Consider the following 14,599-nt stretch of genomic DNA (forward strand, 5'->3'; position numbering starts at 1 on the left):
CAGTTTTTGTCACTTAAGGAATTTATAATAGTAACCAAAAATAAAATGTGAGGGGTGAGAGTATGGAAGAGCCAAGAAAAATTACATTGGGTTTAATTTTTTCCTATATATTTGGGGGTATGTTTATCATTTCAGGATTAGGGCATTTAATGTCAGGAAATATATTTGGGGGAATAGCAATTTTAATTTCAGGCTTAATTATTTTTCCATCTACTTATAAGATAATAATTGCAAAGACAAATATATCTTTATCAACAGGTGTTAAATTACTAATTGTTTTAATAGCTTTGATTATTTTTGCAAATACTACAGATAATAGTAATTTATCAGAAAAAAGTAATGTGAATTTAGTATCTGAAACTAAAAAGGTAGAAGTAGTAAAAAAGCCTGAATTGGAAATAATTAGCTTAAGAATGGAGAGAGATGAGCTTGGGGGTTATGTAATAGGTATAGTGAAAAATAATACTAATAAACAATATAATTATGCACAAATTGATATAAACCTATATGATAGTCAGGGGGTACAGGTTGGAAGTACTTTTGCAAATATAACCAATTTAGAGCCTGGAAGTATATGGAAATTTAAAGCTCCATTTTTTGAAAAAGAAGCGGTAAAATGCAAGGTAAAATCTCTTTGGGGATATTAGAAGTTTAGATTTGGTGAGATGGGGAGGAATTTTTTTAAGGTCAGTTTTTGACCCTTTAAACATTTATAATATCTCTTAGGAAAAAATTAATAAGGGGGATATCTATGAAGATAATAGATTATGTATCTCAGGTAAAATTTGGAGACCCTCAAAAATATGAAAGTATAACTATCATTCCAATTTTTGCAGAAATAAATAAAGTTCCTTTCTTTATAACTTTGGATGAAGCCTTGAAGACAAATGGGTTCTATATAAAAGAGGTTGATCAAACAGGTACAGTACCAAATTTAAAAGTAATAAATAAGCTTGATCAAAAAGTGTTTATTTTAGATGGGGAAGAATTAAAAGGAGGAAAACAAAATAGGGTGGTAAATACATCTTTGTTAATAAAAAACAAATCTGAATTTGTAATTCCTGTGAGCTGTACTGAGCGAGGAAGATGGCACTATGAATCTCATCATTTTGGGGATCCTGATGTAGTGATACCTGCTGATATTAGAAGAATTAAGAATGAGAGTGTATTAAGCTCTTTGCTTTATAGCAATAGATACAATTCAGATCAAAGTATGATATGGGCTGAGATTGAAAAGTTGCAAAAAGAATTTGGAATAAAATCTGAGACTTCAGCTATGAGGGATGTTTTTGAGAAAAGAAAGAATTTATATGAGAATATGAAAGAAAAGTTTCCTTATATAGAAGGGCAGAATGGAATAATAGTATTTCAAGATAGAAAATTTGATGGTTTGGACATTATCTCTCTAAAATCTGCCTACAAAAATCTTCATGATAAATTGGTAAAAAGCTATATATTCAGAAGCAAACTTCTTAAAAAAGAAAATAATACAGATTATGGAGATGAATACGAAAAATTTTTAAAAGAAATAGAAGCTATAGAGCCATTAAAATTTAAATCTCCTGCCCTTGGCTGGGATATAAGAATTGCGAGCAAAAATTATGTAGGATCCATTTTAACCTATGCAAATAAGCCTATACATATTAACTTTTTCAAAAAAAGAATATAATAATAAGAAATAATTTAATAGAGGGGGGATATAGAATTTGAGATTTAAAGTAATCTTAGAAGGTGATATTCTTCCTGTTGATTATCGCAACCATTTTATGGGCTTTATAAAAGAAGCCTTGAAAGTTTCAGATTTGGGAAAAGAATATTTTGAGAATCTTTATAAATATGAAGAAGGGGGTGAGATTAAGAATAATAAATCAGGAAAGCCTTTTTGCTTTGCAGTAAGATTTATACATGATAAAGAAGAATTCAAGAAAGATAAAGATATTTTATATATTAAAACGCCTATAGAATTTTATATCTCAAGCCCAGATCCATGCTTTTTAGTTGCTCTTTACAATGGACTATTAAGTAAAAAATTATATCCATTTAAAATGGGAGAAGGAGAAATACACAAAAGAAAAAGTATTGTACTTCTTAGAGAAAAAAGTATAAAGGAAAACAAAGTAGTTTTTAGAACTCTTTCTCCTATCCTTATAGAGGATAAAAATGATAAGCCACTTCTTCCTATTAGTCCAGAAGATGGGAAACCTCTTTATAAGGAAAGTGAAGATTTTGTTTACTTTCTCAGAGAGTTTAATTACATCTCTGATACTATTTTAAAAAGTGTAAGGGGATATGGATTAAAAGAGGGATTAGATTTTAAACCTATTAAGCTAAGAAAAGAAGTAGTTAAACATAGGGTAAGGGAAAAGGATATAGAGTCAAAACTTTATACCTTTACATGCTTTTCTGGGGTATTTGAACTATGTGGTGATATTGAGGACTTGAATTATTTATATCAGCTTGGTTTTGGATTAAGAAGGGCTCAAGGTTTTGGTATGGTGGAGGTGGTGTAAATGGCTGATAGTGTGATAAGACTATATCCTGGAAATTGGTTATACAATGCAGGAGTAATTGGATTTTTGTATTCATTAAAGGAAGTTGAAGGAATTCCTTATGAGGATGTGGCAAATTTTAAAGATGATGGATCTTTAGAAATAAGAAAAGATATTTTTGAAAATTTAAAAGTTGATGAGAGGTATTTTAGTGAAAGAAAAATATCTTCTATTGTTGGAAAATCAGATTTGTATAGGAATTACTTACAAGAACCATGGAAAGATAAATTTCCTTATTATGTTGAAAAGCTCTCAAAGATTGAAGAGAAAGAAGATGCTATACCTTGTGGCCTGTGTTATAGAAAATTTTATTTATTAAATGATGATATTAAAGAATTGGAAAATTTAGGATTAAAAAAGTTTTTAGAAGGTGTATCTAAATTTGATATGAGACATATGTCTATGTTAGGTCCATCTATAGGAGGATTTCCAAATGGTTTTTGGAATAATTCTCAAACCTTTCGTGTATGCCCTCTATGTGCATATTTAATTATCCATCATCATCTATCATTGGTGGATCTTTCTGATAAATCTAAGATCTTTGTGAATGCTCCTTCATTTAAGGTTATGTGGCATTTAAATAGATATGTAAAAGAAATTTATGGAAGAGAGAAAATAGAAGTAATAAAAGAACTTTTGGGAATGTCTATTATTGAATTGGCTTTAAAATTTCATATTCAGCTTGGTAAATGGACAATGATGAATATTGAGGTGGTGAACCAATATAGAGAAGGAGATAATGATAAAATAGAATTCTTTTCTTTACCCTATGAAACCATATTACTCCTCATGGATCGTAATATAGCAAGTTTAATTAATGATATAGGTGAGATAAATGTTTTGAATTTGGTTTTGGATAGTAAATACAGAGAGATTTTAGATTTTGGAGAAAGAGTTTTTAAAATTGGAATTAAAAACAAGAATGATTGGGGTAAGCATGAGAATGATTTCATAAATAAAAAGATAAAAATGGATAAGAATAAAAATAATCTCGTAGCCTTCTCTCAAAAGCTTTTTAAACTCTATGCTCTAATTGAAGAGAAGATAGGAAAGGGGGTTTATGTATGAATGATAATTTTAATTTTGATGAAATAATGAGTAATATTAAGGAACAGATTAAAAATGGAGAGGTTAATTGTGGTTCATTAAAAGATTTAATTGAGAAATATAAAGAACTTGGTTTTCATATACAAAAATTATTGGAATATGCAATTAAAAATACGAAAGAAGATAAAGATAAATTGAATAACCTATATGAAGAGATTAAGGAAGAGAATATAGCAAATCTTTGTGAGCAATTGAGATCTTATGGGGAAAGATTAAGATTTAGAAATTCTGGAGTATATGAGAGATTTTATGATAAGAATAAAAATGCTCCTGCTGGTATGACGTTTAGATTGCTTGAGCTTTCAAGACTTGGAAAAAGAGATGAAGTTTTTTACATAATACTTAGAGAATTTGCTACTGCACAAGAAGAGGTTGATGAGAAGCTTGTAATGGCATTTAATCCTAAATATTCCGTGGAAAGTTTTAGAGCCTTGCTTTATTCCTTTTTAAGTGGACTATTAGGTAAAAATTATTAAAGAGGAGGTATCTAAAGATGAGAGAGAATAATTTAAGCCATATAACTATTACTATTATTTTTGAAGGATCTGCTTTAAATAGAGATGAAAAAGTAGGAGGAAATATTTTATCTATTAAGAAACTAAAGAAAGGTAATAAAGTAGTAAGTTTTATAGGAAAACCTGCTATAAGACATTATCTTTTTGAAACTTTAGTGAAAGCTCACGGATGGAGCCCGAGCGCGGTTAGAGTGCAGGATGATGTAGTACAGTTTGATATTACTAAGGATGATATCTTGACAAGTCATGAGCTTGATGCTTTTGGATATATGTATACTATAGGAAAGCAAGTTTCTATTACAAGAAAAGCTCCAGTTGGGATAACAAAGGCGATAGGATTAGATCCTTATGAGGGTGATATGGCATTTTATGCAAATCATGATTTGGTAAATAGGGGGATAAAACAAGGACTTGATGCAACACCTAATCCTTATAATAAAGAAGAACATTATTCCTTTTACAAAGTGAGCTTTACGATAGATGTGGATATTTTGGGAAAAGATGAGTGGATTGTTAATAAAGAGCCTGAATTTGATGGTAATGTATTAAAAATTACATTATCAGAAAATAAGGAAAAAAACACAGTTATAGAAAAGGTAATAAGTTATGTTAAAAAGAGTGACGATAACAGATATGAATTGGAAAATGGGGTTATAAAAATTGAAAAATTAAAAGGAGAGAAATACAAAATAATCTTCCAACTTAACGAAAAAGAAAAGAAGGAGCGTATTATACAAATCCTTGAAGCTATAAAAGATGGTCTTTATGCCCAATCAAGTAATGAACAGAATACTATTATTCCTCTATTTTTAATAGCTGGAAAAGTAAAAGTCCCATCTCCTGTATTTCATCCTTATATAGAAATTGTTCCATTAGACAATATATCTTATAAGGTTATCGGTATTAATGATGCTTTAAATAATAGTTGGCTTGAAGAAGTATTTATTATGGACAGCCAAAAAATAAAAGCTGATAAAGATAAGTTAGCAAAAGAGGTAAAACATGATTGGAATGAATTCTTAGGTAGTCTTGGATTAACTTCTTCAACTTCAGAAAAAGGTGGAGATAATTAATGGGGGATAAGATAACAGCCTTAAAGATTAAGATATATCAGCCTCAGGCTCATTATAGAATACCTTTTACGTATCAGAGAAGGCATACATATCCTATTCCACCCTATTCTACGGTTCTTGGTTTAATTGCTAATGTTCTTGGTATAAGAAATATACCAGGGCAAGAGGAACCATGCATTGAAGAAAATTGTGATTGTCCATATCATAAATTTAAAAATATAAAAATTTCTATATGTGGAAAATTTCAGGCAAAGACTAGTGAATATGTTTGGTTTAGGAATTTAAGCAAAGATGCTCATTTGGGAAGATTTGTTGTCATAAATAATAGATATGTAGCAGGACATATAGAGCATATAGGGGGACAAAGTCCTTGCACAGTTGATATATTAAATGATGTAGAGATCTTAGTTTATCTTTATCATCAAGATAATAGTTTTTTGGAAGAAATTAAAGAAAGTTTCGAGAATCCAATAAATAGAGGATCTCCATTACATCTTGGAAGGGCAGAAGATTGGATTGTAATAAAAGAGATAAAATATGTAGATTTGGAAATAGGGGAAATAAATGGAAACTACGGATATTTCTTTTGGATTCCTGAACGGAATTTCAATAATTATTCTGTTATTGATAAAGTGGAAGGATTAATATATAATCTTCCCACTTTTTACAAGATAAAGGATGGAATTAGAGTTTTCGATTTTATTAGAACCAAGCTAAACGATGGAAATATAGGTGAAATATTTAGCTTTATAGATAAATCAGAAAGAAATTCTGATTTGAAAGAGGGTATACCTATATTTTTTGCTGATTTAAAGGGGGGTTAAAATGGTTAAAATTCTTGCTAAATCCTTTAAAAAAGATCAAGAGGAAATAACTTTGTCAAAGCACACAGAAGATGCCTTAAAAGTTTTTGAAAAAATAAAGGATAAAATTAATGATAAACATTTATTGGAAGCTACAGAGTTGGCTATATTTTTGCATGATCTTGGCAAAGTACTACCAGCTTTTCAAATAAAAACCCTTAAAAATAAAGATTATGAACCTTTTGATGTATCTTATGAAGTTCCCCATTCCCTATTTTCTATCTTTTGGATATCAAAGGATAAATTAAAAGCTAAATTTGGGGAAGATTTTTTTAATTTCATAATATCAGCTATCTCTTATCATCATTGGAGAGATAATTTTGATGATTTCATATCTCGAGATAATGAAATATTGAGAAAATTATGTGAAAAAGTACAAGAGGAGTGGGGAGAAAAATTAAAGAACAATTTGATTACAGAATTTTCAAAATTTAATGAATATAAAGAATATATAGATATAAATCACCCATGGATTAAAGGTATTCTAAATAGAAGAAGTTTGATGAATTATGCAATTCCTCCATATAAATTTGATTATGAGCCTTTGAGAAAGGAAGTAAAGAAGGAATGGGTACTTATAGCAGGATATTTGCAAAGATGTGATCATTATGCATCTTGGTGTGAAGAGGAAGGTGAAGATTTAAATAAAGTTGAAATAGAGTCTCTGAATTATCAAGATATAGTTAATAATATTAAAGACAAAATAGGTGATAAGGCTTGGCAATTTAATAATCTAATAGATGGAAATTTGATCCTTATTGCGCCTACGGGATATGGTAAAACAGAATATGCCTTTTTGTGGTCTAAAGGTGATAAGTTTATATATACCCTTCCTTTGCGATCTGCTGTAAATCAGATATATGAAAGAGCTGAAAATATTTTTAATAAAGATAAAACAGGGTTATTGCATTCTGATGCTGATGTTTATTTGTTGGAGAAAGAGGAAGATGTGATTGATCCTATTAAAGCTTATGAAACTGCAAGACAAATCTCTTATCCTGTATTAATATCTACAGGAGATCAATTTTTTCCTTATGGTTTAAGGCCACCAGGATATGAGAAAATATTCTCTTTATTCTCCTATTCAAGACTTGTGATTGATGAAGTGCAAGCGTATGATCCACAAGCTTGTGCTATTATTACGAAATTTATCGAATGGATTACAAAGTTAGGTGGAAAATTTTTATTAATAACTGCAACTTTACCTACTTTTGTAAAGAAGAGAATTGAGGAAGTAATAAATGGAAATCTTGAGATAATAAATATCTATGAGAAAGAGAGGGAGGATTTTAAGAAGATATTTAAACACAAAATAAAGATTAGGTATATAGAAAGTGATGATAGCAATGAAAAGAGTGAATATATGGATAGAATATCTGAGAAAGAGTTAAAAGAAATAATAAAAGAGGCTGAAAAAGGAAGAAGAATTCTTGTAATTTTGAATACTGTGAATTTAGCCCAGAGAGTTTTTGATGATTTAAAGGAGTTAACCAGAGAAAATAAAGAATTAAATAAGAATATATATCTGTTACATTCAAGATTTACTTTTGAAGATAGAAAAAATAAAGAATTAAAGTTTTTAGAGCAATTCAAGAACCCTAAGGATCCATTGGAAAAAGAAGGAAAGATTCTTGTAGCTACTCAAGTGGTAGAGGCCTCTCTTGATTTGGATGCAGATGTTTTGTTTACAGAGATATGTCCTCTTGATGCTTTAGTTCAAAGAATGGGGAGAGTTTTAAGAAGATATTTTTATAGAGATGGAAAGGTCATAAATAAGAGTGACAATAATGAATATGTAATAAATTCTAAGGAATTTAAAGCATACAATGAACCTAATGTATATATATGGATATTTAAAAATGGTGGAAGTAAAGGTGGAAACAGGGTGTATATGAAAGAATTGATAAATCTTTCTATTAGCTGGCTTTTGAAGAAAAGGGATATTGATGATTTGGAGGAAATAGTTTCAAAGGATTACTTAGAAATATTAAAAGATTTAGTTGATAATGAGAAAGGTAGAGGTAGTAAGAAAAAAGAAGATAATATATATCAAAAATTAATTGAAAAAAGATGGGATAAGAATATAGATGGTATAGAAATTGAAATTTCTGAATACGATAAATATTTGTTAATCGATTTATTTTATAAAACTATGGAAAGTAATAAGCTTAATGTAAAGGACAACAGCTATCTTAATAGATTCTACAATACTATAGATCTTCTTGATTCTGGGTGGATGTCAGAGAAAAAGTCTGAGGCAGAAAGGCTTTTCAGAGAAATGTACACAGTACAAGTTATTCCTAAGAATCTTATAGAGGAATTTATAAAAGATTTGAAACAATTTGTGAATAATGAAGGAAGGTTTGAAGGAGAAAAATTTGACTATACCACTTTTAAAGGAAAAGTTATCTCAAAATTCTGTGTAAATGTGGATTTAAGAATGTATATGAGAGATGGAATTTTAGATGCTAATAGATTAAGAAGAATAACAGAATATTTGCATGAGGTAGGTTTTAAAGAAAAAGAAGAAGTTTTTGAAAAATATGATAAGTTAATCCGATGGTTAAGTGATATTTATTACGATAATGAAGCCGAGTATGAGAGTGAGAAAGGATTTGTGAGAGAGAGTAGTATTTTATAAATGGAAGATTTATCCTTACCTCAAGATCTAAGAATAACAGGAATAAAAATAAATTATCTATTTGTTTGCGAAAGGAAATTGTGGCTCTTTGATAGAGGTATTGGTATGGAACATACCTCGGAAAAAGTATTATTAGGTAAGATTTTGGAGGAAAGTAGTTATCTTTCAGAGGAAAAAAGAAAGATTATGATAGATGAACTTATATGTATTGATATTCTCTCTGAGGATGAGATAAGAGAAGTTAAATATAGCAATAGAATGGAAGATGCAAATAGAATGCAAGTTTTATATTACCTATATTATTTAAAAAAATTAGGAGTAAAGAAAAGAGGCATTCTAAATTATCCAAAGCAAAGAAAAAGAGAGATAGTTGAACTTAATCAGGAATATGAAAAGAAGATAGAGGAGGCTCTTCTTAAAATAGAAGAAATAATAAAAATGGAGAAGCCTCCTCCTGTTGTCAAAAAAAGTTATTGTAAAAAATGTGCATATTATGAATTTTGTTTCATAGGGGAATGAAGATGGGGAGAGATTATTATATATTTTCTAATGGTTCTTTGCGGAGAAAAGAAAATACTGTGTATTTTGAAACATCTAATGGAGAAAGAAAGTTTTTCCCAGTAGAAAATATAGACAGCATACATCTTTTTGGAGAGATAGATTTAAATACAAAAGTCCTAAATTTCCTTGCACAAAACAACATTGTATTACATGTATACAATTATTACGGCTATTACTCTGGATCTTATTTACCCAGAGAAAAAAATATATCTGGAGAAGTTATTGTAAGACAAGCAGAACACTATTTAGATAAGGAAAAAAGATTTTATCTTGCTTATTCTTTCGTGGAAGGCGCCCTTTACCATATGATAAGGAATTTGAGAAATTATAATGGAACTGAGGAAAATCAAAAGAAGATTGAAGAAGAGCTTAAAAAAGCAAGAGAATGTAATACTATAAATGAATTAATGGGATGTGAAGGGAGAGCAAGAGAAAGTTATTATCAAGCGTTTAATATATTTTTAAAAAATAATTTTTATTTTGAAAAAAGAGAAAAAAGACCTCCTACAAATCCAATTAATGCTTTAATTTCTTTTGGTAATTCTTTGATTTATGCGATAATTGTATCTGAGATCTATAGAACCCAATTAAATCCAGCAATAAGTTATCTTCATGAAGTAAGAGAAAGGAGATATTCTCTCAGCCTTGATATTTCTGAAATATTCAAGCCTTTGATTGTAGATCCTGTAATATTTAAGCTTATAAATAATAATATGCTAAAATTATCAGATTTTGAAAAAGATGTAAATTATTGCTACCTTACTGAAGATGGAAGGAAAAAGTTTATTCAAGAGTTTGAGTCCAAAATTCAAACTACGATTAAACATAGAAAGCTAAATAGAAATGTATCATATAGATTTCTTATAAGACTTGAATGTTATAAATTGGTAAAACACTTTTTGGAGGATGATTTATATAAGCCATTGAAGGCTTGGTGGTGATCATGTATGTAATTATTACTTATGATATAAGTGAGGAAAGAGTAAATAAGGTAAGGAAAGTATTAAAAAGATATTTCAATTGGGTCCAAAATTCGGTTTTTGAAGGTGAGATAACTTTAGCAAAACTTGAAAAATGTAAATTAGAATTGAGTTTCATAATAGATAAGGATGTGGATTCTGTATACTTTTATCTTGTAGACAATAGGAATAATATTAGCAAAACTGTTTTAGGAATAGAAAAAGATGTAACAGACAATATATATTAATTTGTTTATTTTTGCAGTAAACCTATTTTTAAATGATTTTTCTTTAAAAATGTTGAAAAATCTAACATTAAATATGAAATTTTTTATTTTGGTAAAATTAAACTTAAGGTTCACTGCAATTATGGTTTTAATCTAAAAATTTTGTAATTATATTAGTAATTGTATAATACTATAGTTACAATTTAATCTGATTGTTGGGTTTGATCTGAACTATGTGGGATTTAAATTTCCTCAAAGATTTCTCGAAAGCGCAGAAGAGTTAGCAGTTTGATCTGAACTATGTGGGATTTAAATGTAACAGCCGATGAGACTGTTGTAGGAATAGCTTTAGTTTGATCTGAACTATGTGGGATTTAAATCATAAAGAAAAAATCTTGAATATAGCGCTAAATAAGGTTTGATCTGAACTATGTGGGATTTAAATAAAACCCAAAGATGCCGCAGGGGTGGACTGGGAAGAGTTTGATCTGAACTATGTGGGATTTAAATCTTTTTTAGTGTTGGTAAAGATGGTATCATCTTAGCGTTTGATCTGAACTATGTGGGATTTAAATGAATTTACTCTCGATGAAGTATTTATACTTCTAAAAGTTTGATCTGAACTATGTGGGATTTAAATGGAAGTTTCCTTCCAGGCGCGCTTGAGAAAAGAGTAGTTTGATCTGAACTATGTGGGATTTAAATGTGTATTGCGTCACAAGTGTTCGCGCTTTTCTATCCGTTTGATCTGAACTATGTGGGATTTAAATGTGCCATCCCACACGTCTGTTTTCAATACTACATACTGTTTGATCTGAACTATGTGGGATTTAAATCCAGTTTGGGCGGAAAAGGTGAGGGATGGGAAGTAGGTTTGATCTGAACTATGTGGGATTTAAATTGTGCGCGTGTATTTGTGCGCACAAGGGAAAAGGGAAGTTTGATCTGAACTATGTGGGATTTAAATTTGGATAATCTCCGTAAGCTGTGTAGATTACAATCAGTTTGATCTGAACTATGTGGGATTTAAATAGTTTGGTCTGGGGGAAGGAAGATAAAAGCAAATATGTTTGATCTGAACTATGTGGGATTTAAATCATCATGAAGGAAATTGGTGAATATGAGATAAAAGAGGTTTGATCTGAACTATGTGGGATTTAAATAAAAAATAAAAAAGGGGGAGGGAAATCCTCCCTTTCGTTTGATCTGAACTATGTGGGATTTAAATACTGTCTCTTGTAAGGAGGCCAGCTCGCTCCGCTTCGTTTGATCTGAACTATGTGGGATTTAAATTGAACTCAGAGTTGATGTTGCGGGGAGCGAATAGCGTTTGATCTGAACTATGTGGGATTTAAATCAAAGCTCTCGCACTGGAAAGAAACAAACTCTTCCCGTTTGATCTGAACTATGTGGGATTTAAATGTTTTAATTTTATTGTTTCAATCCCTTATAGGTACGGTTTGATCTGAACTATGTGGGATTTAAATGGAAGCTTCCAGGCGCGCTTTTGGAAAAAGAGTGCTCGTTTGATCTGAACTATGTGGGATTTAAATATGCTTTTATGGGCGCAAGGAGTTTTGCGCCAAATCGTTTGATCTGAACTATGTGGGATTTAAATTATAGGTACGCTACAAACGCGAAAAGGGAATGCGCGGTTTGATCTGAACTATGTGGGATTTAAATATTTTTAAAGTTTTTTTAAAGTTTTATTAAAACTATGTTTGATCTGAACTATGTGGGATTTAAATGTAGTTAGTCGATGGGCTAAGCTCATATGGCGAATGGGTTTGATCTGAACTATGTGGGATTTAAATCAGCAGTTAGTATGCCAAGCGGAGACTAAACCTAATGTTTGATCTGAACTATGTGGGATTTAAATCCTTCTATCAAGGAAATCTAATAGTTCCGCAAAGAAAGTTTGATCTGAACTATGTGGGATTTAAATCGTTCTGTGGTTTGTTGCAGGATTTGCACTTGTGTGGTTTGATCTGAACTATGTGGGATTTAAATCCCCTTTCTTTTTATTTTTATAGGAGGTGAAAAAATGTTTGATCTGAACTATGTGGGATTTAAATTTCCACGCCCCCTACGAGGAAGGAGCCGACTTCTACCAGTTTGATCTGAACTATGTGGGATTTAAATATTTTGAGTATGCGTAGGGTTTGAGGAGTAAAAGGGGTTTGATCTGAACTATGTGGGATTTAAATATTAGTTGTATAATTGGCACTAAGGCTTTGATTATAGTTTGATCTGAACTATGTGGGATTTAAATCATCTGGGAATAGAGGTGCTCCTGCGTTAGCAAGTTTGTTTGATCTGAACTATGTGGGATTTAAATTCTGTGTAAGCACGATAGACAAGTTCCCTAATAGTTTGTTTGATCTGAACTATGTGGGATTTAAATTCTTCTTTATAGATGTTTTTCTGCCCAGTAAACGAGTTTGATCTGAACTATGTGGGATTTAAATAAAAATTTTGGGTAATCTTTAGCTAAGTCATTTATTGCGTTTGATCTGAACTATGTGGGATTTAAATGGGATCAGGTATGGGTTAAGGTAGCAGAGCATATACAGTTTGATCTGAACTATGTGGGATTTAAATGTCATTTCGTGATCACCAGGTGGCAAGAGAATTGTGTTTGATCTGAACTATGTGGGATTTAAATTTTTTTTTACCCTCTTGACAGAATTTTAAAAAAACGTTTGATCTGAACTATGTGGGATTTAAATTAGATAAACAGACAGTAAATGCAATGCGTGCGATCCGTTTGATCTGAACTATGTGGGATTTAAATATCTGCAAAAAGAAAACTATTCTTATTTGTCCCCGGTTTGATCTGAACTATGTGGGATTTAAATTCTTGGGCGAGGACACCGTCTTGTGGTACAGGATACGTTTGATCTGAACTATGTGGGATTTAAATCATTCTCAAGCTCTGTATCCTCTTCACTTGGTGGAGTGTTTGATCTGAACTATGTGGGATTTAAATGATATCTGTTTGCACTTGAGCTATTTGGTATAGGAGTTTGATCTGAACTATGTGGGATTTAAATTGCATATTCAATGTAGGTGTGCGGAAGGCTTGGAATGTTTGATCTGAACTATGTGGGATTTAAATGGAAAAAAATTTCTGGAAGCATAGCACAGGAAAAAGTTTGATCTGAACTATGTGGGATTTAAATGTTTGGTCTGGGAGAAGGAAGATGAAAACACACATAGTTTGATCTGAACTATGTGGGATTTAAATTTGCCCTGTAGCTGTAAGATAGATTGCAAACGGTGGGTTTGATCTGAACTATGTGGGATTTAAATGAAGAATATGAGGAACAAATCAAGGCAGAGGAAAGAGTTTGATCTGAACTATGTGGGATTTAAATTCAAAATCCTTATGAACCCTAAGTTCTAATAAAATAGGTTTGATCTGAACTATGTGGGATTTAAATTTCTGGTTTTGTATGTATGTCTGATCTTTGGGATGAGTTTGATCTGAACTATGTGGGATTTAAATTTATTTTTTTCGCTTGAGCTTTTTTTGCTCAAGCTTGTTTGATCTGAACTATGTGGGATTTAAATAGTTCCCTAACCTGTTGGGTAATGAAATGATCTGGGCAGTTTGATCTGAACTATGTGGGATTTAAATACCCGAGAGGAAATAGAAGAGTGTTATAGAACACTCGTTTGATCTGAACTATGTGGGATTTAAATCTCTTTAGAAAACACACTGAACAACTGGGTCAAAGAAGTTTGATCTGAACTATGTGGGATTTAAATTATTTCCGCAATAAACTTCTTCATCGGCTGGCTTGTGTTTGATCTGAACTATGTGGGATTTAAATAGCAAATCTTCCCATTATGTGGGACCCATGGATGATGTTTGATCTGAACTATGTGGGATTTAAATAGGAAAATAAGGATGTTTTTATACAAAAATATACCTAGTTTGATCTGAACTATGTGGGATTTAAATCCTGAAAAAAGAAGCAAACGAGGAAGGGAGAAGAAGTTTGATCTGAACTATGTGGGATTTAAATGAGCTATCAAAGCGCTTAGTGGTGGTTTGTTGCTACGTTTGATCTGAACTATGTGGGATTTAAATATGGAAAA

11 protein-coding genes and 1 CRISPR repeat array (1 of these 12 only partly in view) are annotated in these 14,599 nt (G+C 30.9%); all 11 genes read left to right on the forward strand.

Annotation, left to right across the window (positions count from 1 at the left end; all coding sequences use genetic code 11):
- Positions 1-62: 62 nt before the first annotated feature.
- The 11 genes from ACY3IT_RS01665 (at position 63) to cas2 (ending at position 10,516) form a co-directional block, all read left to right on the forward strand.
- The gene (locus ACY3IT_RS01665) at positions 63-647 is read left to right on the forward strand and encodes an FxLYD domain-containing protein (protein ID WP_463083061.1); all 585 of its coding nucleotides are present in this window, start codon (positions 63-65) and stop codon (positions 645-647) included.
- A gap of 104 nt (positions 648-751) precedes the next feature.
- Positions 752-1,669, forward strand: a complete 918-nt coding sequence (locus tag ACY3IT_RS01670; protein WP_463083062.1) for an ARPP-1 family domain-containing protein — start codon at positions 752-754, stop codon at positions 1,667-1,669.
- A 37-nt stretch (positions 1,670-1,706) separates the two neighbouring features.
- A complete protein-coding gene (gene cas6 / locus ACY3IT_RS01675; RefSeq protein ID WP_463083063.1) occupies positions 1,707-2,510 on the forward strand; it encodes a CRISPR-associated endoribonuclease Cas6 in 804 nt (267 codons plus the stop codon).
- Positions 2,511-3,617: a type I-B CRISPR-associated protein Cas8b1/Cst1 gene (gene cas8a1 / locus ACY3IT_RS01680; protein WP_463083064.1), complete on the forward strand. Its 1,107-nt coding sequence runs from the start codon at positions 2,511-2,513 to the stop codon at positions 3,615-3,617. It abuts the gene before it with no gap.
- The gene (locus ACY3IT_RS01685) at positions 3,614-4,132 is read left to right on the forward strand and encodes a hypothetical protein (RefSeq protein ID WP_463083065.1); all 519 of its coding nucleotides are present in this window, start codon (positions 3,614-3,616) and stop codon (positions 4,130-4,132) included. The genes cas8a1 and ACY3IT_RS01685 overlap by 4 nt, the downstream gene beginning before the upstream one ends.
- Positions 4,133-4,149: 17 nt before the next feature.
- Entirely contained in the window at positions 4,150-5,244 is a 1,095-nt protein-coding gene (cas7i, locus tag ACY3IT_RS01690) for a type I-B CRISPR-associated protein Cas7/Cst2/DevR (RefSeq protein WP_463083066.1), read from the forward strand.
- Entirely contained in the window at positions 5,244-6,068 is an 825-nt protein-coding gene (gene cas5b / locus ACY3IT_RS01695) for a type I-B CRISPR-associated protein Cas5b (RefSeq protein WP_463083067.1), read from the forward strand. The genes cas7i and cas5b overlap by 1 nt, the downstream gene beginning before the upstream one ends.
- A gap of 1 nt (position 6,069) precedes the next feature.
- Positions 6,070-8,748, forward strand: coding sequence for a CRISPR-associated helicase Cas3' (gene cas3 / locus ACY3IT_RS01700; RefSeq protein WP_463083068.1), 2,679 nt, complete (start codon positions 6,070-6,072; stop codon positions 8,746-8,748).
- A complete protein-coding gene (gene cas4 / locus ACY3IT_RS01705) occupies positions 8,749-9,267 on the forward strand; it encodes a CRISPR-associated protein Cas4 (RefSeq protein ID WP_463083069.1) in 519 nt (172 codons plus the stop codon). It abuts the gene before it with no gap.
- A 2-nt stretch (positions 9,268-9,269) separates the two neighbouring features.
- Positions 9,270-10,250, forward strand: coding sequence for a type I-B CRISPR-associated endonuclease Cas1b (gene cas1b, locus ACY3IT_RS01710; RefSeq protein ID WP_463083659.1), 981 nt, complete (start codon positions 9,270-9,272; stop codon positions 10,248-10,250).
- Positions 10,251-10,252: 2 nt separating this feature from the next.
- A complete protein-coding gene (cas2, locus tag ACY3IT_RS01715) occupies positions 10,253-10,516 on the forward strand; it encodes a CRISPR-associated endonuclease Cas2 (RefSeq protein WP_463083070.1) in 264 nt (87 codons plus the stop codon).
- 198 nt (positions 10,517-10,714) lie between these two features.
- Positions 10,715-14,599: a CRISPR direct-repeat array (repeat unit 29 nt; unit sequence GTTTGATCTGAACTATGTGGGATTTAAAT) (it continues 4,102 nt past the right edge of the window).

The sequence above is a fragment of the Dictyoglomus sp. GBS genome (genome assembly GCF_055179815.1).